The 22418-nt window shown below is 40.6% G+C and carries 24 protein-coding genes; 23 read left to right on the plus strand and 1 reads right to left on the minus strand.

Annotated features, from left to right (window positions below; translation table 11 throughout):
- Positions 1 to 4: 4 nt before the first annotated feature.
- The 12 genes from mreC (at position 5) to DACET_RS15495 (ending at position 11979) form a co-directional block, all read left to right on the plus strand.
- The gene (gene mreC / locus DACET_RS06360; protein WP_013010559.1) at positions 5 to 796 is read left to right on the plus strand and encodes a rod shape-determining protein MreC; all 792 of its coding nucleotides are present in this window, start codon (positions 5 to 7) and stop codon (positions 794 to 796) included.
- Positions 793 to 1269 (plus strand): hypothetical protein, encoded by a 477-nt coding sequence (locus DACET_RS06365; RefSeq protein WP_013010560.1) that lies wholly within the window; start codon positions 793 to 795, stop codon positions 1267 to 1269. Before mreC ends, DACET_RS06365 begins: the two co-directional genes overlap by 4 nt.
- The gene (gene mrdA, locus DACET_RS06370) at positions 1250 to 3076 is read left to right on the plus strand and encodes a penicillin-binding protein 2 (protein ID WP_013010561.1); all 1827 of its coding nucleotides are present in this window, start codon (positions 1250 to 1252) and stop codon (positions 3074 to 3076) included. Before DACET_RS06365 ends, mrdA begins: the two co-directional genes overlap by 20 nt.
- Complete coding sequence (gene rodA, locus DACET_RS06375) at positions 3057 to 4178, plus strand: rod shape-determining protein RodA (protein WP_013010562.1); 1122 nt, start codon at positions 3057 to 3059, stop codon at positions 4176 to 4178. Before mrdA ends, rodA begins: the two co-directional genes overlap by 20 nt.
- A complete protein-coding gene (locus DACET_RS06380) occupies positions 4179 to 6569 on the plus strand; it encodes a TIGR03960 family B12-binding radical SAM protein (protein WP_013010563.1) in 2391 nt (796 codons plus the stop codon). It begins immediately after the preceding gene.
- Positions 6570 to 7355: a TIGR02757 family protein gene (locus tag DACET_RS06385; protein WP_013010564.1), complete on the plus strand. Its 786-nt coding sequence runs from the start codon at positions 6570 to 6572 to the stop codon at positions 7353 to 7355.
- A 99-nt stretch (positions 7356 to 7454) separates the two neighbouring features.
- On the plus strand, positions 7455 to 7772 hold the full coding sequence (trxA, locus tag DACET_RS06390) for a thioredoxin (protein WP_013010565.1): 318 nt from the start codon (positions 7455 to 7457) through the stop codon (positions 7770 to 7772).
- 8 nt (positions 7773 to 7780) lie between these two features.
- Positions 7781 to 7975 (plus strand): FmdB family zinc ribbon protein, encoded by a 195-nt coding sequence (locus tag DACET_RS15970; protein WP_013010566.1) that lies wholly within the window; start codon positions 7781 to 7783, stop codon positions 7973 to 7975.
- A 429-nt stretch (positions 7976 to 8404) separates the two neighbouring features.
- Complete coding sequence (locus DACET_RS06395; RefSeq protein WP_013010567.1) at positions 8405 to 8638, plus strand: FeoA family protein; 234 nt, start codon at positions 8405 to 8407, stop codon at positions 8636 to 8638.
- A gap of 2 nt (positions 8639 to 8640) precedes the next feature.
- Positions 8641 to 10830, plus strand: a complete 2190-nt coding sequence (gene feoB / locus DACET_RS06400) for a ferrous iron transport protein B (protein ID WP_013010568.1) — start codon at positions 8641 to 8643, stop codon at positions 10828 to 10830.
- A gap of 24 nt (positions 10831 to 10854) precedes the next feature.
- Positions 10855 to 10989, plus strand: a complete 135-nt coding sequence (locus DACET_RS16795) for a hypothetical protein (protein ID WP_488226039.1) — start codon at positions 10855 to 10857, stop codon at positions 10987 to 10989.
- A 252-nt stretch (positions 10990 to 11241) separates the two neighbouring features.
- A complete protein-coding gene (locus DACET_RS15495) occupies positions 11242 to 11979 on the plus strand; it encodes a helix-turn-helix transcriptional regulator (RefSeq protein ID WP_013010570.1) in 738 nt (245 codons plus the stop codon).
- A gap of 130 nt (positions 11980 to 12109) precedes the next feature.
- Here the strand turns inward: DACET_RS15495 and rbp are convergent, their stop codons facing one another.
- A complete protein-coding gene (rbp, locus tag DACET_RS06410) occupies positions 12110 to 12394 on the minus strand; it encodes an RNA-binding regulator (RefSeq protein WP_013010571.1) in 285 nt (94 codons plus the stop codon).
- Between the two features lie 627 nt (positions 12395 to 13021).
- On the opposite strand from rbp, the gene DACET_RS06415 reads away from it, so the two are divergent.
- From DACET_RS06415 to DACET_RS06465, 11 genes are all read left to right on the plus strand, one after another.
- A complete protein-coding gene (locus tag DACET_RS06415; RefSeq protein WP_013010572.1) occupies positions 13022 to 14089 on the plus strand; it encodes a radical SAM/SPASM domain-containing protein in 1068 nt (355 codons plus the stop codon).
- Positions 14090 to 14254: 165 nt separating this feature from the next.
- Positions 14255 to 15037: a nitrilase-related carbon-nitrogen hydrolase gene (locus tag DACET_RS15500; RefSeq protein ID WP_013010573.1), complete on the plus strand. Its 783-nt coding sequence runs from the start codon at positions 14255 to 14257 to the stop codon at positions 15035 to 15037.
- Positions 15038 to 15164: 127 nt separating this feature from the next.
- On the plus strand, positions 15165 to 16745 hold the full coding sequence (scpC, locus tag DACET_RS06425) for a succinyl-CoA:acetate CoA-transferase ScpC (protein ID WP_013010574.1): 1581 nt from the start codon (positions 15165 to 15167) through the stop codon (positions 16743 to 16745).
- 122 nt (positions 16746 to 16867) lie between these two features.
- The gene (locus DACET_RS06430) at positions 16868 to 17080 is read left to right on the plus strand and encodes a hypothetical protein (RefSeq protein ID WP_013010575.1); all 213 of its coding nucleotides are present in this window, start codon (positions 16868 to 16870) and stop codon (positions 17078 to 17080) included.
- A 118-nt stretch (positions 17081 to 17198) separates the two neighbouring features.
- Entirely contained in the window at positions 17199 to 17543 is a 345-nt protein-coding gene (locus tag DACET_RS06435) for a DMT family protein (protein WP_013010576.1), read from the plus strand.
- A gap of 57 nt (positions 17544 to 17600) precedes the next feature.
- On the plus strand, positions 17601 to 19607 hold the full coding sequence (locus DACET_RS15505; RefSeq protein ID WP_013010577.1) for a TrkH family potassium uptake protein: 2007 nt from the start codon (positions 17601 to 17603) through the stop codon (positions 19605 to 19607).
- Positions 19608 to 19622: 15 nt separating this feature from the next.
- A complete protein-coding gene (locus tag DACET_RS06445) occupies positions 19623 to 20282 on the plus strand; it encodes a potassium channel family protein (RefSeq protein WP_013010578.1) in 660 nt (219 codons plus the stop codon).
- A 3-nt stretch (positions 20283 to 20285) separates the two neighbouring features.
- On the plus strand, positions 20286 to 20957 hold the full coding sequence (locus tag DACET_RS06450; protein ID WP_013010579.1) for a hypothetical protein: 672 nt from the start codon (positions 20286 to 20288) through the stop codon (positions 20955 to 20957).
- A gap of 158 nt (positions 20958 to 21115) precedes the next feature.
- The gene (locus DACET_RS06455) at positions 21116 to 21622 is read left to right on the plus strand and encodes a flavodoxin (RefSeq protein WP_013010580.1); all 507 of its coding nucleotides are present in this window, start codon (positions 21116 to 21118) and stop codon (positions 21620 to 21622) included.
- A 149-nt stretch (positions 21623 to 21771) separates the two neighbouring features.
- Positions 21772 to 21987: a DUF4177 domain-containing protein gene (locus DACET_RS06460; RefSeq protein WP_013010581.1), complete on the plus strand. Its 216-nt coding sequence runs from the start codon at positions 21772 to 21774 to the stop codon at positions 21985 to 21987.
- Position 21988: 1 nt separating this feature from the next.
- Positions 21989 to 22399, plus strand: coding sequence for a TM2 domain-containing protein (locus tag DACET_RS06465; RefSeq protein WP_013010582.1), 411 nt, complete (start codon positions 21989 to 21991; stop codon positions 22397 to 22399).
- The last annotated feature ends 19 nt before the right edge of the window (positions 22400 to 22418 follow it).

The raw sequence follows: 22418 nt of genomic DNA on the forward strand, positions 1-22418 counted from the left end.
ACATATGAAGTCCTGGAAGAAGATAGCAATAACATTTTTCGTTTTGCTGGTGCTGATAGTGCTGCAAGCGAGAAACCCAAATATAAAAGGTCCTTTCAGAGGTATTCTGGGGAACTTTATCAATCCGTTTGTGTATTATACAGATAAGGCAATCGGTGGTGTCGGCGGCATATGGGACGGCTATATCAATCTGGTAAGTGTTCATAAAGCAAATGAAAACCTGCGTAAAGAGAATGGTGAGCTTAAGCTGGACAACTCTTTGCTTCAGGAAAAAGTTGCAGAATACGAACGTCTGAAAAAACTTCTGAAATTCCGTGAATTCTCAAAGCTTGACTCTATTGCCTGCAATGTCATAGGACGTAACATCAAAGGTTACCTGAAATATGCCATTATCGATAGAGGTACTGAGGATGGCGTAAGGCGGAAAGATCCGGTCATTAGCTACAGCGGTCTTGTGGGGATGGTTACAGAGGTCTACAGCGATACTGCAAAAGTTGAAGTTGTACTTAACCCTGGCAGCAATGTCTCCGTTATGAACAGCAGAACGAGGACTGTAGGGATTGTCCGTGGTGATGGACGTGGTGCTATGGCTGTTGACTTTTATGACAGACTTGATGACGTCAAGGAGAATGATGTCATGATAACTTCTGGGCTGGGCGGTGTTTACCCAAAGGGGATTATCGTCGGGCAGGTTGATCAGGTGGAAAATATCGAAGTAGGTCTTTTTCGTAACCTGACTCTTAAATCGAATGTAGATTTTTATAAACTGGAAAATGTTCTGGTTGTGGGGAAATGATAGAACGCATCATAAACAAATATACCTTTATTATTTTTGCATTGCTTACACTACACATATTCACTGTTGTAGTTAATGGCATTTTTTCTTACTTCGATTTTATCCTGATTCTCTTTATCCTTACTATGGATTTTGGTAATGAAGACAATTTTATATTACTGTCAATAATATTCGGCTTTTTTGCTGATTTCACAAGGGATGCTTTCTACGGTCCCGGAGTTATACTTTTTATGCTTTTTTATCTCGTAAGGTTTCGCACAGATGTTATTATGGATATGACTAAAGTTTATTACAGGCTTCTTATGTTTTCGTCAGTATCATTTATTTACTGTATGTTTAATCTGCTTATTACTGAATACTCTTTTGAAACGGCACTTCCCATTGCTGTTCTGCGCACGATAATAAATGTTTCGTTGGTTTTTGTTATACACTATTTCTTTAAGGGGTTTGGTTGTGCTTTTAAAAACTCTTAAAGACGATGTACTGGAGTATATAAAAAAACGTACAATCGTATTTTACTCAATATTAATGATCTTTATGATAATTCTCGGTGTGCGTATGGCCTATATGCAGGTCGTTGGGTTTGAGAAATATAAAAGACTTTCAGAAAATAACCGCATACGTCTCATGCGTATCAAAGCAGACAGAGGATTTATAAAGGATACTAAGGGGCGGCTTATCGTTAAGAATACCCCTAGCTACGAACTTGATGTGGTTAAAGAAGATGTTAAAGATATCGACAGCCTGCTCGATAAGCTGAATGAAGTTGTCCCTATAGATAAAACATTTGCAAAAAAACAGATAAAAAAATCCTACCTCTATGAACCTGCAATGATTCAGAGGGGACTTACCTTTAAACAGGTTTCAAAAGTTCTCGAAAATTCAGCAGATTTTCACGGTGTTGAAATAGGTCTCGAATCAGTTCGAAGCTATCAGAATAATGAAGCTTTCAGTCACATACTCGGCTATATGTCGGAAGTAAATGAAAATGACATACAAAAAAAGGACAGTTATTCGAGCGGAGATATGATAGGCAAGACGGGGCTTGAGAAAGTGTACGAAAATGTCCTGCGAGGCGAAGATGGCGCCAGACAGGTTGAGGTAGACTCTTATGGTCGTATCCTTGAGGTTCTGTCTGAAAAACAGTCTATCCCCGGTAAGAATATTGCTCTTACAATAGATTCTGATCTTCAGAATTTTACACATAAGCTTATGAAAAATAGAAAAGGTACTGTTATAGTTATGGATATTGATAATTTCAATATACTTACTATGTACTCAGCTCCATCTTACAATCTTATGTCTTTTACCCCATTTGCAAAATCAAATGACAGACTTGATATTATCAGAAATGCTGACAAACCCCTTCTGAACAGAGCTATCGAAGGGAGTTACCCGCCAGGTTCTGTATTTAAAATACTTACTGCTGTTGTGGCTCTGATGGAAGAGAAGATAACACCGGATACAATATTCAACTGTCCCGGCGAGTTTCAGTACGGCAACTTTAAATATAGATGCTGGAAGAGGGGAGGGCATGGAAACCTTGACCTTGTGCATGCTCTGGAGCAGTCGTGCGATGTTTATTTTTATAACGTCGGTCTTCTTACCGGAATTGACCCCATTACTAAATATGCAAACCTCTTCTCTCTTGGAAGAAAGACAGGGATAAACCTCCCTAACGAAAAATCAGGGTTTTTCCCAAGCCGTGAGTGGAAGAAGAAATCGAAGAATGAACCATGGTATCCCGGTGAGACCATCATCACGTCAATAGGTCAGGGGTATATGGCGACTACGCCGTTGCAGATTGCCGTTATGCTGTCTGGTATCTTTAATGGTGGAAAAGTATATGCACCTAATCTTGTTAAGTATATAGAGGACGCCGATACAGGTGTTCAGGTGATGCAGGAGCCGAACCTTTTAAGAGAGGTTCACTTAAGCGAAGAAGCTGTAAGCACTGCTCTTGAAGGTATGAGGCTTGTTGTCCACGGAAAACGCGCTACAGGTTACAGGGCTTTAGTGAAAGGCGTAACAATTGGTGGTAAAACAGGTACTGCTCAAGTGGTCAGTCTTAAACACACGGAAGAGATGGACAATGATGATATTCCGGAGAATCTCCGTGACCACTCGTGGTTTGGTTCAGTTTTTCCTGTGTCAGACCCAAAATACGTTGCTGTTGCACTGATAGAGCACGGCGGTTCGGGAAGCAAAGGCGCAGCGCCCATTATTGGTGCTGTTATAAATAAAATGGCGGATTTAGGATATGTTTGGCGTCAACCTTGATAGAAAGCATCTGGAAAATTTTGATTTTTTGCTCTTTCTCGCAATGCTGCTGATAACGGTCATTGGGGTTGTAGCCATATACAGCGCAGGGTATGATCCTGTGACTGCATCGGTGAAAACTTATTATGTTAAACAGATTTACTGGCTTGTCCTAGGTTATATGATGTTCTTTTTTTTCAGCACGCTGGGGCATAAGAAACTTGTTAAGTATGCATATGTTATATATATCATCGGAATTTTGGTTCTGCTGGCTGTGCTTGTGTCCGGACATGTCGGTATGGGCGCCAGAAGGTGGATATCTGTCGCCGGGCTTCGTGTGCAGCCGTCAGAGTTTTTTAAATTTGTGTGGGTGATTTTTCTTGCGAGGATTTATGTAGAGATAGGGTGCAACAAGTATGGAATGCTTGGTATTATAAAAAAGTTTGTATGGGTGATTCCCCCCTTTGCTCTTGTATTCCTCCAGCCAGACCTCGGAACAGCGGGTACATTTCTTGTTATCTGGGGTATGCTGCTGTTGGTGATGGGGATAAAGCGAATGACACTTATGGTGATTGTCGTCAGTATGATTCTTGCGGCTCCTGTTCTCTGGTCTCAGATGAAGCCTTATCAGCAGAAGAGGGTTATAACCTTTATCAATCCTGAAAAAGATCCTTTTGGTTCCGGTTATCACGTTATACAGTCAAAGATTGCCATTGGCTCAGGTGGTATCACGGGGAAGGGGTTTCTGCAAGGGACACAGTCTCATCTGAAGTTCATTCCGGAGAGGCACACAGACTTTATTTTTTCTGTTATCGCAGAAGAATCTGGTCTTGTTGGTTCTCTGGTGATTATTTCTCTTTTCATGTTTCTGCTTTTCCGTATAATGCTCATCTCATTGAACGCCAAAGAACCGACCGGCAAATTGATATGTCTCGGTGTTAGTGGATTTATCTTCTTCCAGTTTTATGTGAATCTGGCGATGACAGCAGGGATGATGCCTGTTGTAGGAATCCCTATGCCTCTGGTCAGCTATGGTGGATCGTCACTGCTGACATTTATGTCTATGCTGGGGCTTGTTAATGGTGTTGCAATGAGGAGATTTGACGACCCTGGTGATAATTAAATGAAAGATTACAAAAGACTTCTGGAGGTCAGTAAGCCTGCCAGATACATAAATGGGGAGATTAACTCTTTCCATAAGACTCATGAAGGCAGAACAACTTTCTGTCTGGTGTTTCCTGATATTTATGAAGTTGGCATAAGCCATATCGGCTATAAGATGCTTTATGAGAGACTGAACAGACTGGATACTGTTGCTTGTGAGCGTTTTTTCACCCCGTGGGTGGACGCAATAGATAAATTCGGCAGCGAAATGTTTGTCAGCCTTGAGTCATCTACAAACCTGCGCAGTTTCGACATCGTCGGGTTCAGTATTCAGTACGAGCTGTCATATACAAACATGCTTCTGACGCTTCAGCAGTCAAACATACCGCTGCGTTCAAAAGACAGAACTGAAGATGATCCTATAATCCTCGCCGGCGGACCCTGCGTTGTTAATCCTATGCCTATTGCACCGTTTATGGATGTATTTTTTGTAGGTGAATCCGAAATTACTCTGCCGGAAGCTGTGGACAGACTCCATCAGATGAAAAATGAGGGCGCAGGGCGCAGGGAGCTTCTTGAGTATCTTAATTCGCTCCCATATACTTACGTGCCGGAGATAGATCCGGATAAGCATGTTGTGCGCTCAATATACACTGGTTTTTCGCAGGATACTACCATAGAAAAGCTTATAGTTCCCACTATTCCTGCTGTTCAGGACAGGGTGGCTGTTGAGATTTCAAGGGGATGTACTCGTGGATGCCGTTTTTGTCAGGCAGGGGTCATCTACCGTCCGAACCGTGAAAGGAGTGTGGACAACATTGCCTGCGATGCACTTACCCAGCTTTCAAATACCGGATATCTTGAGACATCGCTTCTTTCCCTCTCAGCCTCAGATTACAGCCGTCTGGAAGAACTTCTGGTTACAATGGTTAAACTGACCAGCAGCAGAAAAGTTTCCCTCTCGCTCCCATCTATACGTGCTGACAGGATTAAAGAATTTATGTTCCGGGAACTTTCCAAAGTCAGAAAAAGCGGTTTTACCATTGCTCCCGAAGCAGGTTCCCAACGTATGCGTGATGCCATCAATAAAGGGCTTACTGAAGAATCCATTCTCAATGCTGTTGAGAAAGCTTCTGATGCAGGCTGGAATGGTGCTAAACTCTATTTCATGATAGGGCTCCCGGGTGAGACAATGGAAGATGTACTTGCCATTGCAGAGCTTGCCAGAAAAGCGAAAATGCTCCGAAAGGGGCGGTTTAATATAAAAGTGTCGGTTTCTAACTTCGTACCGAAGTCCCATACCCCTTATCAGTGGTTCGGGCAGAACAGCGGTGACGACTTTTTTAACAAAAAGAAAGAACTGAAAGAAGTGATGAAAAAGTATAAGATACCGTGTTCTTTTCACGGTATCCGTGCATCAGTCCTTGAGGGCGTTTTTTCAAGAGGTTCGGTTGAGCTGGCAGACGTCATAGAGGAAGCTCTGCTTAACGGAGCCAGATATGATGCGTGGAGTGAACATTTTAGCTATGACATATGGGAAGCTGCCCTAAGCAAGTTCGGATATAAAGATGCTGATTTTGCTGAGAGGATATTCGGAAAAGATGAAAAGCTCCCTTGGGATAATATCGATGTAGGCGTCAGGAAAGAGTTTCTTTGGCGTGAGTATGAAAGGTCTGAACAGCTGATTGCAACACATGACTGTACAAACGGCAACTGCTCCGAATGCGGCGTTTGTGATTTTGAAACTGTAAAGAATGAATTTTCTTTACCTGCATCAATTAATACTGATACTGCTCCGGCAGAAAGTGACGTGTTTGAAAGATATGCCCTTGTTTTCAGTAAGGTAGATCGTATGAGCCTTTTGTCTGCTATTGAGACACAGAGACTATTCACACACGTTCTGACACTGGCAGATATCGGACTGAAATTTTCAGCAGGGTTTAATCCCCAGCCGAAGCTGAGTTATGTTCAGGCGGCATCTTCCGGACTGGAAGGGTACAATGAAGTTGTACTTTTTGAGTCTGCTCCTATCGAAGATATCAATAAGCTTCTGGAAAAGATAAATAGCTTTATGCCGCCAGGTGTAAATGTCCGTTCTATCAATAAATTTACAATACACCCAAAGAAATTTGATACTTATATCAGGTTAACTTTTAGAGAGGATCTTTTCTCTTTGTTCCGTGATAAGTATCTGAAAGGTGAGGCGTTTTATAAAAAACTAAACAAGAAAGGTGACGAGAAGGTGCTTAATGCTGCATCTTTCGTTGTTAGCCTTGGCGATAAGGATGTTGTTCTGAAGACTGAAACAACAGGTAATTTTAACTGTTACGAATTTTTTGAAAGCCTTGGCTATCACCGTGCTGATATTAATATGAAAAGACTTAATACATTTCTTCTGGAGAGGGTCTGAGTGACAGCCACCACCAGATACAGAACCTTTTTTGAAGAAATCTATGCACAGTATAATAAAAGAGAATACATCCATACTGACCCCATACATTACCCCCACACGCTTGAAGGGGATAAAGAGTTCATAGCGCTGACCGCTGCTTCTTTTGCCTATGGGAACGTAAAAGCTATCAAGTCATTCCTGCTCTCTTTCTTTGAACACTACGGAACAGAGCCAGAGAAATTAAACTCTGAGAGCAAAGGGCTCTATTACAGGTTTCAGTCTGTATCTGATGTGCACTACTATTCTCAGTTTATGCAGAGACTTTACGGTGAATATGGTTCTCTTGAAAACCTTTTTGCCCGCCGTGACACTCTGGAAGAGGGGATTGATTATTTTTATGAAGTCGTAAACAGAATGTGTCAGGGTGCTGAAAAGGGGTTCTTTTTCCTGTTTCCCAACCCGCGGACTTCAGGAGCTAAAAGACTTCGTATGTTTCTGCGGTGGATGGTTCGCAAAGATGACGTTGATTTTGGACTGTGGAAGAAATTTTCACCGTCTGAACTGCTGATGCCTATTGATACCCATATCCTTCGTTTTGCTAAAAATAACAATATTATAAATAATGACTCTGCCACCAGAAAGAATTTGGAAACAGTGAGCACTTTCTTTAAACAATTAAACGCGGATGATCCTGCAAAGTATGATTTTGCATTAACAAGGCTCGGTATAATAAATGATTGTAAATATAATTCATGTGAAAAATGTGTTGAGTGTATGCATAGATTTACTTGCATTTTTGTTTAAAATGATTATATATGAATATTGCAATATATACTCTATATGCATTGACAAATGAGGAAAATTGTATACTATTACTAAGACAGATAACTGAGGAGGAATCACATGGCAACAGAACTTAACGAAGCCAGTTTTCAGACAGAAGTATTAGATGCGGAAACCCCTGTTCTCATAGACTTCTGGGCAGTATGGTGCGGACCTTGCAGAATGCTCACCCCAACTATTGAATCTCTTGCTTCCGAATATCAGGGTAAAGTGAAAGTTGGTAAAGTTAACGTAGATGAAAACCAGCAGCTTGCAGCAAAGTACGGCATCATGAGCATCCCTACTGTAATGATATTTAACGGCGGAAAAGTTGTTGAGCAGTTTATCGGTGTTCAACCAAAAGGTGTATACGAAGACGCTCTGAAAAAATATATCTAGGATTCCTTATGCCGATCTATGAATACAAGTGTAAAAAGTGTGATAATCAGTTTTCTAAACTTGTTTTCAATATGGATACTAAAATAGAGTGCCCCATATGCAAAAGTGAAAATTGTGAAAAATTAATATCCAGGGTCTCAGCTTCATCAGGCAGTTCCGTTAAGAACGATTTTTCCGGTGGGTGTGCCTCTGGGTTTAGTTGAGCAAATTAATTTGCATCAGGTAGGTGCTATAAGAATACAAAGCGGGTCTTGAAAAGGATCCGCTTTTTTTGAATAAAACTAAAACTAGACAATTAAATTATTTCTATATATGAATTATCGACTATTCAATGTACATTTTTCACATGAATCACACCACCTCAACATCGATTAAGTTTTCAATATATCAGCGTCTTGATATGTATTAAGCACATAGGCAGAACAATCTGTATCATTTTAGAAAGAAATAGGTGTAAACTATCCTTTTTTATATTGACTTACTTTTGTATGTAAGGTAATGATATTGAAAATCGTTATCATAGAAATACTGTGTACAGATTTTGGAAAGGAATTATAGGCTTTTGATATGTCAGAATTTTATTTGACTTCAAGATTGTAATCTTACCATTATGTTATTTTTTGGAGAGTGTAATGGAAATATCCATGAGAAGTATGAAGAAAGATCAGAAGGGGCGCATTACAAGTGTCCAGTGCGAAGGGGAACTGCGTCAGCGTATTAATGATATGGGGCTGACTCCCGGGGCAGAAATCAAGATCGTAGGTAGGGCTCCTCTGAAGGACCCTGTGGCTCTTAAAGTCAGAGGTTTTACAGTTAGTCTTCGTAACAACGAAGCTGACCATATCACAGTAGAAGTTGAGGATTAATTATGAAAAATATTGCGATTGCCGGAAACCCTAACTGTGGGAAAACCTCTCTGTTTAACAATATTACCGGGGCTAACTACCACGTTGCGAACTATCCCGGTGTTACCGTTGAAAAGAAAGAAGCATCTGTCAAGCACAACGGGTCAGTTTTTAATATCGTTGACCTTCCCGGAACATATAGCCTCAGTCCTTATTCTCTTGAGGAGGTTGTTGCCAGAGACTATGTTGTTAATGAAAAACCAGAGGTTGTGGTGGATGTTCTGGATGCATCAAACCTGGAACGTAACCTGTATATGTTTGTCCAGTTTATGGAACTGGAAGTGCCTGTTGTCTTAGCGCTCAATATGGTGGATGTTGCAAAGAAACGTAATATCCATATTGACGTTGATCTTCTTGCTAAGAAGCTGGGTGCTCCGGTTGTTGAGACAGTGGCAAGAGAAAATAAAGGTACTGGACTACTCCTTGACAGAATTGACGATTTTATCAACAGTGGCAAACCTAAACCGGATTTCAAAATATCTTATGGTCAGGATATAGACTCCACTCTTGATAAAATGACTCCTATAGTAGAGAAAAACGATTTTCTGACAGATAAATACCCTGCCAGATGGGTTGCTCTTAAATATCTTGAGAATGATGAACAGGTGCATGCTCAGGGTGCCTTGAATATGGAAGTGCACAAAAAACTGCTCGACATTACAGATGAACTTAATAACCATCTGCGTTCTACACTTAAAGTCACTGCGGAAAACCTCATTGCTGATTATAGGTATGGATTTATTAACTCAATACTTAAAGGGGTTGTGGTTGCAGAAGAGTCAAATATGGACAGGCTCTTTCTGAGTGATAAGATTGATAAGGTTTTGACAAACAGATTGTTCGGACCTCTTCTGATGATTGCTTTTCTTTACGGGATATATGAAGTTACATTCTGGGCAAGTGAATTTCCTGTCGGCTGGCTTGAGACAGCTTTCGGCTGGCTTTCCGGCATCGTTGATGCCGGACTCAATGACGGGCTTCTTAAATCTCTGATAATATCAGGTATTATAGATGGTGTCGGTGGGGTACTTGGTTTTGCACCGCTTATCCTGTTTATGTTCTTTGCAATAGCAATTCTTGAAGATTCAGGTTACATGGCTCGTACAGCTTATATGCTTGATAGAGTTTTCCGTTTCTTCGGTCTTCAGGGTAATTCTGTCGTTGCTTATATAGTTTCAGGTGGTATCGCTGGCGGATGTGCTGTCCCTGGTGTTATGGCTGCCAGAACTATCAAGGGTGAAAAAGAACGTCTTATCACTATCCTGACTGCTCCTTTTATGCCCTGTGGTGCAAAACTTCCTATATATGCACTTATTATTGCAGCTTTTTTTCAGGAACACAGAAGTACAATAATGCTTGGTATTACGCTTATAAGCTGGCTTCTCGCTCTTATTGTTGCACGCATACTGGGCGCTTTTGTCCTTAAAGAGCATTCATCTGCTTTCGTTATGGAACTCCCTCCATACAGAATGCCTACGCTTAAAGGACTCATTATCCACGCATGGGAGAGATGCTGGATGTACATAAGAAAAGCTGGTACCGTTATCCTCGCTATATCCATTCTTCTCTGGGTCCTTATGACTTTCCCAGGGCTTAACGCAGAAGAAGAGCAGGCTTTTGAATCTCAGATCGCTGCGGTTGAGCAAAACTACACTAAAGATGTTCTGCTTGAAGCCGGCAGTGATGCTGAAGAAGTTTCAGAGCCAGCTTCAGAACTTCGCGATAAACTTGCAACAATTGATGCTGAGATGGCAGCGATGAATATCAAAGAGTCTGTAGCTGGTAAAATAGGTATTGCTCTTGAATCTGTTACAAAATATGCAGGTTTTGACTGGAAAACAAATATCGCTCTTGTTGGTGGTATTGCAGCTAAAGAAGTTGTTGTATCAGCTCTTGGTACTGCATACTCACTTGGCGAAGTAGACATAGAGGACTCTGTGCCTCTCGCAGAAAGTCTGATCAGTAAGTCGGGCTGGACAATGGCTAATGCTTTGTCACTGCTTACTTTTATACTGCTCTATTCCCCTTGTTTCGTAACAGTGGTTGCCATTGCAAAAGAGACTGGTTCGTGGAAATGGGCAAGCTTTACAGTTGTTGGTTATACATTGGTTGCATTCCTTGCATCTATAGCTGTATACCAGATAATCGCCTAAAAGGAGGTATGAATGGTAAGTAATATGATCGTTTTTGCCCTTATAGCGTGGGCAGCTGCATATAGCACTTATAAATTATCCGTGTTTGTAAAAGACGCAGGCAAGGATAAGCCCGTGAAGTGCTCCTGTAGTAGTTGTCCGTACGTTGGAACTAAATAACGTTAAGTGTTCATAGCTGCAAAATGTGGCTTGGCTACTATTTCTGGTAGTTTAACATTTGACCAAATGTCTGTATCTATTAATATGTAGATAACAGAATAATAGTTTCAAAAAATATAAAGTATACGGTAGACCTAAAACTACCGTATCCCGCATTGGCCGTCAGATCGCAACATTTTTCCGGGCTTTGCATCTGGCGGCATTTTTTATGTGGTATAATTACATATCAATAAATATTCAAGTTGGTTTAGTATGTATGAGTTAAGTAAAACGGACTATAAGGCTGTCTTAGATCTTGTTACAACTCTTGTAAATGTTAAATCAATTTCAGCCTTTGCAGAGATGCTTATCAATTCTAAAGAGCTGTTAGGCTTCGACTCGGTAGTTATGGCAGAGCTCCAGTTTCATAAAACCTGTACGCATAAAATTATCTATAGTGATAATGCATTTATGCAGAGAACAGATGACTATGTTGTTCCGATGGAAGATTATGCTGCGGATAAAGTCTTTCCGCAAATACTGGCTGGAAAAGAAGTTATAAAAGTTACTAACAGTCCTGTTTATGTACATGATGTGATTTTTCAGCATGCCGGAAATGCCGGGAGTAAACCCTGCGAAAACGAAGACAGGTATATACTGGCAAAAATGAATCATGAAACCCAGATAGCAAGCCTGATTGTTTTTGTTGTGAATGCTAAAGAGTCGGAGGGTAAGTTTGAACAGATAGCGTGTTATTTACACGCGCACCTTCTGACAAACTATGTCAGAATCCTGAGTGTTTCTAATGAAAATATAATTAAACTTAGTGGAAGGGAGAAAAGTGTGCTTACCTGGCTTAAGTACGGAAAAACGTCTTGGGAAGTCGCCAAAATTCTTAACATAACCGAAAACACTGTAAATTTTCATATCAAAAATATCAAAAACAAACTAAATGCCACAAACAGACAACACGCCGTAGCCATCGCTATTGCCAAAAGCATCATTTCATAAATATCCGACAAGCCACTTCTGAGCCTTAGTTACTTTATTTCCATATGTCTTTCTAATATTGATAAAAACAGACGTAAAAAAAGCCGGACATAAATGCCCGGCTTGTTGTTATTTTAAGCTTAAACAGAGATTAGTATCTTCTGTTGTTGAAGCCGCCGCCGCTGCGGTCGTTGTTTCTTGGTTTAGCTTCGTTAACAGTAAGGTTTCTGCCGCCGAATTCTGTTCCGTTAAGTTGTTCGATAGCTGCTTTAGCTTGTTCAGCATCAGCCATTTCTACGAAACCGAAGCCTTTAGAACGGCCTGTGTCTCTGTCTGTGATTATTCTTGCTGAGTCAACTTGACCCATGTTTTCAAAAAGCTCGAAAAGTTCGTCTTCGCTGGATGTGTAGCTAAGGTTTCCTACATAAATGTTCATAAAATGTTCCTCATAAATTTTTATTGTCAAATACAAGAGATCGCCTGAACTCTGGGACGTGATACAAAATACTGGATGGTGTTTGTGATCACCGGAAGCAGTAACTAAAAACAAATTTATGTGGGCATTTTATTGAAGAATATTCAATGCGAAGCTTGGTAAACTGTCAGTTCTGATTCAAAATCCAAATTTGCTAACAACCCTCAGAATCTTTAAGATTCATGATTGACTAAAAACACTATAGTCGATTCATAGAATAAAGCAAGAATTATTTATCAAAAATTTACTTTCATTACTCTTGCTTTGTGACTGACTTTGTTAAATAAATAGGATCAGATAAGTAAAATTAATTATGAAAACGGGATGTGATACCTCCTAATTGTCCGCTGTGGGTTTGTGATGCAGTGTATTAATAATAGGTATGAACTATCTTCACCTAAAACTGATCTGTAAAACCAGAGGTAATATCTAAAGTCTCTTGATAGATAAAGGCGCGGGCTGCGGTTATTCTTTGGGATGTTTTAGGTAATACGTTCAGATATTTTACAAAGTACCTTATGTATTTGATATTGAAAAATGCGTCTTTGCTGTTAATGTATTAATCAGATTTATTATACGGAGAAAAATATGTCAGAAAAAATCTGGGAACTTAAATGGATGGCTTGGGAAATCACATCAAAATGCAACCTGAAATGTGTTCACTGCCGTTCTTCTTCGGGTATACATTCCGCCGTTGGAAAGTTTACACTGGAAAAATCTAAGAAGTTTATAGACGATCTCATAGAGTTTGCTAACCCTGTGATAGTGCTTACAGGCGGCGAACCGCTCATGAGGGAAGATATATTTGATATAGCGAGTTACGGCACTTCAAAAGGGCTTCGTATGGCGATGGCCACAAACGGGTCTCTGGTAACCGACGAAGTGTGTGAAAAGATGCTGGCATCAGGCATAAGAATCTGCTCGCTCAGCCTCGACGGCTCCACGCCGGAAGTGCATGATGATTTCCGACAGCAAGAGGGGTCATTTCAGGCTGTTATGGACGCTGCCGCCCTTTTCAGAAAACATGGTATAAAATTTATAATCAACTCATCTTTTGCAAAGCGGAATCAACACGATATTATGAATACATATAAATTGGCGAAAAGTCTTCAGCCTACTGCATGGTATATGTTCCTTATCGTTCCGACAGGTCGTGGCGAAGAGCTTATGAAAGAGCTTATCAGCAAAGAAGACTACGAAGAGATACTGAACTGGCACTATGAAATGGAACGAGAAGAGGAAGATATCCTCGTTCGCCCTACCTGCGCACCGCAGTATTACAGGATATGGCACGATCGGAGCCAGAAAGAGGGGAAAGACAAAGATCGCAGGAGCCTTACGTTTTCAACCGGAGGCGGAAAAGGCTGTATAGCAGGTCAGACTATTGCGCTTGTTAATTCGAACGGTGATGTTCTCCCCTGCTCATATTTTCCTGTAAACGGCGGTAATGTTTTTGAGAAGTCACTCAAAGAGATATGGGATACCTCTGAACTTTTTCAGGATATGCGGAAATTTAAAGATTACGAAGGTAAGTGCGGTGTCTGCAAGCATCTCGGTGTCTGCGGCGGCTGCCGTGCACGTTCGTACGCTGTTACAGGCAACTACATGGCAGAAGAGCCGTTTTGCGATTATATCCCGGCTAATTATAAAGGGTAAGTTTTTAACTTTTTACTGTTGTTCTATAAACAGGAGCACTGTTGAAACTAGCTGTACGCTTAGGTTTCAGTAGTGCTCTTTTTTTTGTGTCTTGATTACCTGCTATTTAGCATCTTGACATCACACAAATTATGTTTTAAAATTCCAAACGTTTAGAGGAGTGATATGAGAATTATTTCTTTTCAACTGCCTGTAGTGCTTTCTGACCTTGACGGAAATAGGAAACGTTTCCTGAAAGCAATGGCTGAACATGCTGATGATAAAGATGTAATTTTTATGCTTCCTGAAATGTGGGGATGTGGTTTCGATTATAAAAATCTTCAGAATTTTGCAGAACATACTTATGAACTCATTTCTGAAATACAGAGTATTATAAATTCTGATACACTGGTAATAACTACCCACCCCGAGACAAATCAAAACAAGGTTTTTAATACCGTTTATGCTGTGACTAAAACAGCTGTCATCGGTAAATATAGAAAGAACTTCCTTTTTTCACCTACTGGTGAAGATAATTACTTTGATAAAGGCGATGATATTTGCGTTGTTGACTTTAAAGGTGTCAGGGTGGGGTTTTTACTTTGTTATGAAATAAGGTTTCCGGAGATGTTCAGGCTGACTGCCTCTGCCGGAGCTGATGTCGTGGCTATCCCTGCTGTCTGGCCGGAGGCTAAAAAAGATCACTGGCAGACACTGACAAAAGCGAGAGCTGTTGAAAATCAAATGTATGTTATAGGCTGTAATTGCAGCGTAATGCATACTAAAAAGAAAGATATGGATTGCGGTTACAGTGTTGCATACGACCCTTGGGGCAGCAACCTTTACGAATCTGTTTCCGGAGAACATGTCTTAACATGTGAAATTAACAGAGAGAACGTTAACGATATACGTCAAAAGATACCGAGCTTGTCAGATGCTATGAAAGTGTTTGAGATAAAGCGACGGTGATTACGATCTTGTCTCAGCTGTGTGCTGAGTTTGTTATAAAGATACTGAGTCTATCCTATGCACTGAGTGCATTTAAGATGAATAGAAGCTGATAAAATAACTAAATAACCCTAAAATGGAGGAGTATATGTCTGAATTAGAAACCAGAGTACGGTGTAAGAGTCTTCTTAAAAAAGTGATGAAAGTTGAAGAGACTCTTCAGTTCTTTAAGCCCGGCATGAACCTTGGCTGGTCAGGTTTTACACCTGCAGGTTACCCAAAAGCTGTGCCGATTGCACTTGCTGATTATGTTGAGGCTAACGGTCTTCAGGGGAAATGGAAATTCAATCTCTTCATAGGTGCATCTGTTGGTGCAGAGACAGAAGACAGATGGGCTTCACTCGACATGATAGACAGAAGATGGCCTTATCAGACAGGTAAAAATATTGCTAAAGGGATCAACGAAGGGCGCATCAGAATGGGTGACAAACACCTTTCACTTTTTGCTCAGGATCTCGGTTATGGTTTCTACACAAAAGATACTGAGTCAGGCAAGCTTGACCTCGCTATCATAGAGGTTTCAGCTATAACTGAGGATGGCGGTCTTGTTCCTACGTCTTCATGTGGTGTTATCCCTGAAATTCTTCAGGTATGCGACAGAATTATTATAGAAGTGAATACAGGTCAGCCTTCTTTTGAAGGTATGCACGACCTCTTTACACCAGGGACACCTCCTAACAGACAGGTATTCAACATTACAAAAGCTGACAGCCGTATAGGTAAAACATACATCGATTGCGATCCTGAAAAAATCATCGCAATTGTTGAGTCAAAGCACCTTGATAAAGGGCGTGCTTTTACCGATATCGATGAGACCTCTGAAGCTATTGCCGGACATATTATCCAGTTCTTCAGTGACGAAGTTAAAGCTGGGCGTCTGCCTAAAAATCTTCTTCCGCTTCAGTCCGGTGTTGGTTCTATTGCTAACGCTGTTGTCGGTGGTCTTGCAAAAGGTCCGTTCGAACACCTTACTGTTTTTACTGAGGTTCTTCAGGATACTATGCTTGATCTTTTTGATTCCGGTAAACTAGATGCAGCGTCATCATGTTCACTCTCGCTTTCTGAAAAAGAAGGCTTTCCACGTTTCTTCGCAAACTGGGATAAATATGCTGATAAAATCGTTCTGCGCCCACTTTCTGTGTCTAATGCGCCGGAACCTATTCGTCGTCTGGGATGTATCGCTATGAATACACCTGTTGAATTTGACATGTATGCACATGCTAACTCAACACTTGTCGGTGGTACAAGAATGATCAACGGGCTTGGCGGTTCTGGTGACTTCCTCAGAAACGGCTTCCTGAAAATTATGCATTGCCCTTCTGCCAGACCTACAAAGACAGACCCTACAGGTATCACATGTGTTGTTCCTAAGGCTCCGCACATTGACCACACAGAGCACGATCTTGACGTTGTCGTCACAGATCAGGGGCTTGCTGATCTTCGTGGTCTTGCTCCTAAAGAGAGAGCACAGACAATCATTAATAAATGTGTTCACCCTGACTACAAAGATATTATGCAGGAATACCTTGATATCTCTACTAAAATTTGCATTGCGAAAGGTATCGGTCATGAGCCTCAGCTCTTCGACAGATGCTTCAAAATGCAGATGAACCTCGCTAAAAACGGCACAATGAAAATCGATAACTGGGATGTTCCTGAAATCGTTTAATCACTGCTAATAATAGAACTATAATAGGGGGAGCCTTTTGGTTCCCCTTTTTTTGTGCAGATTACTGCATACTTTTCTGATAAATAGTGTATTACTGTGTTATTAAATAAATGAGGTATTCAATGCTTAACCAAAAACTTGTCTTTGTGCTTGAAGGTGAAAACGACGCTCTGGCTATAAATCTTAACAACTTCTGCACTGTAAATTTTGATGATGCTAAGAGAGAGTTTGTTGTAGACTATGGAACAACAGAGAGAACAGTAAATATGAATGATGATAAAGCATATTTCGCCTTGAAAGATCAGATGCTTGAGGCAATAACAGGTGAAAAATAAAACCTTCTGTTAGTTGTTTTGAATTAAAAAACAGGACCTCGTTTCTTCGGGGTCTTTTTTCTTGCTATACTAGCTGCCTGAGCATATAATCCTGCCTGGTTTAAGTCAGGAGATACATATGACAAGGCTTTACCCAGTGGTTCTTCTTCTGTTCTCAAATGTTTTTATGATTTATGCATGGTATGGGCACCTGAAAGATATGCGTACTAAACCGCTTATCATTGCTATTGTTTTAAGCTGGGGAGTCGCTTTTTTTGAGTATTGCCTACAGGTTCCGGCAAACAGAATAGGGCACCAGTATTACTCTCTCGGTCAGCTGAAAGTAATGCAGGAAATCATCACTATGAGCGTTTTTGCTGTCTTCAGCGTTATGTACATGAAAGAAAAAGTGGGGCTTGACTATTTGCTGGCAAGTCTTTGTATGGTTGGAGCAGTTTACTTTATGTTTCGTAGTAACGGTTAGAGTAGAATTTTAGTGTGTAAAACTGAAAATAGGGCTATATTTAAGCAGGACAATCATATGAATCAATATACCTTTAGAAACTTTTTTGCATCAGACCATGAAGTAAGCTGGGGCATACTTACCCTTACTCCTTTGCCGCTGCTTTCTCTTATTATAACACCTGTGTTGCCTTTCAGTTACCAGATAAGATGTGGCATCTCTGTATTATCTGTTATACTGAACCTGATTTTTGCATTCTATAACGGTACTAAGACAGGTAAATTTTCCGGATTGCTATCAATGGTTCTGATCTATTTTTCGTTTCTGCCCATGCTGTTGGAGAATCCTGTGTATATGCTTGCAGGAAATGTTCTCTTTATCATTCTTTTCTTTTTTGCTGTGTATCTTTCTTCCTCCATGCAGTATTTTGAAGGTTATCTGGTCAAAAAGTATTTCAGAAATGTTAGCGTGGCTTTACACGTTTTTACTGTTATTATCCTTATTGTTGTTTTTACTGAAAAAGACGTGACATCACTTCTGCTGGCAATACCCCTAACGTCTTTTGTATTCTCTCAGTTTGCATTTGTCAGGTGGTCTGTTTCATCAGAAAACTGGTTTAATGTTTTCACAAGTATAATGTATATAACGATAGGAGTTGCTGTCACAGTCTTAGGGGTGGAGTTTTGGGATTTTGTCCTGCTATTTTTTTCTGTTGCGGCGACAGCACAGCTTTATATCTGTCGGAAGCAGCATGGTTCAGCAGAAAACTGGTGGGATGTGTTTATGTCCCATCCGGGAAGGGTACTTTTTTCCTCTTTTTTCATTCTGTGCCTTGTTGGCACTGTTCTTCTATTGATCCCAGCAGCTACGAGCAAGGGTGACATAAGTTTTATTGATGCGGTATTCACGTCTGTTAGTGCCGTTTGCGTTACAGGGCTTATTGTGCTGGATACTCCCAAAGATTTTTCTATGTTTGGTCAGATAATAATTCTCATACTGATTCAGCTGGGTGGGCTAGGCATAATGAGCCTTACCACCGTTGCAATACAGACATTTGGTAAGCGTTTGAGCCTTAAGCATGAGACAGTACTTACATCTATGACTGAAACTGACCATAAGACACTTCTCAGCTCTCTTGCTATGATACTGAAATATACTTTTACATTGGAATTTATAGGTGGAGCAGTACTCATCGTCCTTTTTTACAGAACCGGAGACAGCATAGACGAGGCAGTTTGGCGAGGGGTGTTCACGTCTGTGTCTGCTTTCTGCAATGCTGGTTTTGCTCTTCAATCTGATAGCTTGATTTCATACAATAACAATTCTTATATTTTAAATACTGTTGCGCTCCTTATATTCTTTGGCGGGATAGCACCGGTCATCGCTCTTTCTATCCCTGCATTGGTAATGGGTAAGAAAATTCCTCTGGGAGCAACCTTGGCTCTTTGGACATCAATAATATTAATCTTTGCAGGTGCGCTGCTTCTGCTTATTTTTGAGTGGAATGGCATTTTCAAAGGAATGAATCTGGTAAATAAGCTTTTTAACTCACTTTTTCAGTCGGTGACTCTGCGTACGGCAGGTTTTAACTCTGTAGAGCTGGGGCATATAACAAACCCGAGTCTCATCATCATGCTGATTTTTATGTTTATAGGCGGAAGCCCCGGCGGCACGGCTGGGGGGATAAAAACGACTGCGGTAAGCATTCTTGCATTAACTTTCTGGGCTAATATAACCAACCGAAAAAGTATTGTACTGCAAAATAAAAAAATTGCACAAAGTACAGTTAACAAGGCAGTGACGATAGTTATTTCAGGGTTTATATTTTGGTTTCTCTCTGTGATAATGATAGAGGTGACGCAGCAGATTCCTACCCGTGAACTGATTTTTGAAGTAACTTCAGCAATAGGCACTGTGGGGCTTTCAACAGGCGCAACAGGTATGCTGGACGGAGTAGGTAAAATAATTATAATAGTTACAATGTTTGCAGGTAGACTTGGCCCTATGACTCTTTTCACTATAATGAGTGGCACTGGCAATACATCAGGTACAGAATACATTGAAGAGAATATAACTATCACCTGACGAGGAGAAGACGACATGGCACAACAGATACTGATTATAGGTCTGGGGCATTTCGGGATGTCTCTGGCGAAAACACTTTCAGAGAAGGGCGCTGAAGTTCTTGCTGTTGATAAACGAATAAACCGGGTGGAGGAAGCTTCTGCATTCGTTACAGAGGCAGTTGTGATGGACGCAACTGATGAGGCGGAGCTTGCCAAGCTTGAACCTAAGAAACGCGATTCTTCTGTGTGTACCATTGGTGAAGATTCTAAAGATGCTTCGATCATATGCACAGCGCTTTTACGGCAGATGGGGGCTCCTCTTGTTATTTCAAGGGCAAGCGATAAGATGCATCAGAGGATACTGTCTCTGGTTGGTGCCCATCAGGTAGTTGACCCCGAACAGGAATTTGGATACAGGTTTGCTAATAAACTTTTGTTTAAGAATATTATCATAGATAATGAAATGGGTGAAAATATGCACCTCACAGAGATGTGTGTTTTGCCTGAGATGATAGGCAAGACACTGATAGAGTTAGCTCTGCCTAAGAGGTTTGGCGTTATGGTTGTTGCTATAAGGAAAGGACAGTCCGGGAAACTTTTTCAGCCCAACCCGTCTGAACCGCTCGACAAGGATGATACAATGATTATTGTGTCAACAGAGTCAGCAATACCTAAGCTTATTAAGGGTGTCTGATTTATGAGAAATTTACATTCCTTTAAAATAGGTGCGTGGCTTATAATATCACTGAATGTACTTATGGCTTTTGGGGCGATATGGATGTTTATGCGGATGTCTCCTGCTATTGAACAGATAATAGAAAGAAACGAAGTTTCCCTTGAAGCTTGCGAGGATATGCTTGGTGCTATTGCAGTTTATGATGGCGTGCGCTCAGATTCTCTCCCTGCCATTTTTGCAGCGGCTTTGAAAAGAGCAGAAAACAATATCACAGAAAAAGGTGAAACTTCAGCAATAGAGGTTATCAGTAAGACTTATGAGTCGGCTCTTGCCGGAGATGCAGAAGATAAGGCAAAAACTATTAATGCAATCAGGCTGCTGGGGCAGATAAACAGGCATGCCATGACAAAAGCAGACATGAGAGCAAAGCAAATCGGTAATGCCGGAGCATGGGGGATAGTTTTTATGGCAACCATTGTTTTTATCTCCAGTATGATGTCTGTCAGATTTTTCAACAGGCATATTGCAGGTACTCTGGAAGAGATAAATGCAGTGTTGAGGATAAATAAGCATGGGGATAAATTCAGGCGTTGTGCAGGGAGTACATCAAAAGATTCTCTATTTATCTATAATGAAATAAACAGTTTACTGGATAGAGCTAATTTTCCAAACAAAAATGACACGTTTAAGTAAACACTTTTTAAATTGTTCGTATCATTCATATTTTCACTTATAATTGTTTTATCTCATATTTCCGTCGGCTTTGTTGTTTTTTGATTTAATATTGATATTGACAATCAGTATCAATGATGATAATTAGACCATGACTTCAAAATTAAAGGAGTGGGAATATGGGAAAAATAGGACTTTTTTACGGATCTAACGGCGGAGTAACACAGTCTGTTGCAGACTCCATTGCTTCTGCTTTGAAAAAGAAAGGGTTTGAAGTTGATGTTAAAGATATTGCAAGCTCATCAAATGACGATATTGCCGGATATGAAAATGTTATATTTGGTACCTCGACATGGGGGATGGGCGATCTTCAGGATGATTGGGATTCTTTTGTTGCTAATCTTGGCGACATAGATTTTGGCGGGAAGAAAGTTGCGTATTTCGGCACTGGAGACCAATTCTCATATCCGGAGACTTTTGTGGATGGCATAGGGCTCATCGACGAAAATGTGTCAGGCGCAGAAGTTATCGGACAGTGGCCTTCAGATGATTACGACTTCTCTGATTCAAAGGCTTATGTTAACGGGAGCTTTATTGGTCTTGCGCTTGACGAAGACAACCAGAGTAATCTGACAGATGACAGAATTTCCAAATGGGTTGATATTCTGGCAGGTTCATTCTCTTAAACTGGTGTTTAGCAGGCAGAATTTATTCTGCTGAATACATAATCCACCTTACAACTCTTACATTAGGGCACGATATTATGTGCCCTTTTTTTGCTTTAACTTTACTGTTTTTATGTTATGTTCATTAAAAATTAATTAGAGGTGTACAAATGCAGCAGTACAGAGAATACAAAGTGATTCATATCGTTGAAGGTGGGCTTGGGACAATATTCCTCGGAGCATCGGGCATCCCTTTGAAAAAACTTGAAAACGCTCTGAATCAGGAAGCAGCAAGTGGGTGGCAGGTAGTTTTTCAAGTTCTTGAGAAGAAGAGATTTCTTCTTTTCTGGAGCAGGGATGCCGTGATCGTTACTCTGGGCAGATAAGATGTTCCGCAGATACGACAGAGAGAAGGTCAGCGATGAAGAAGAGAGGATTCGTGATGAGGTAAGAACGCTTTCTGATGATCAGAGAGCCGTCTTTTATAAGACTGCCGACAAAGAGCTTAAAGACCCTGACACCTATGCCGTTCTGAACTGGATGTTTCTGTCGGGGCTTCATCATTTTTACCTTAAGAAAAACTTTCAGGGCGGGTTAAATCTTGCTTTATCTATTTTTAGTTTAGTGCTGATTTTTTCCTTTTCTAAGATATTTGTTATTTTTGGAATTTTATTGTTTTTTACTCTTGGCTTAGTGGAACTGCCGGATATGTTTCGATCACAGGTTATTGTTCAGGATTATAATAATCAGGTTATGAAAGGTATTCTGAGATCCGGTAAGTTAAGCAGAACATATTAAGTTAAAAAAAGGGCATCCA

Source organism: Denitrovibrio acetiphilus DSM 12809, assembly GCF_000025725.1.
In the GTDB taxonomy this organism is placed as follows: Bacteria; Chrysiogenota; Deferribacteres; order Deferribacterales; family Geovibrionaceae; genus Denitrovibrio; species Denitrovibrio acetiphilus.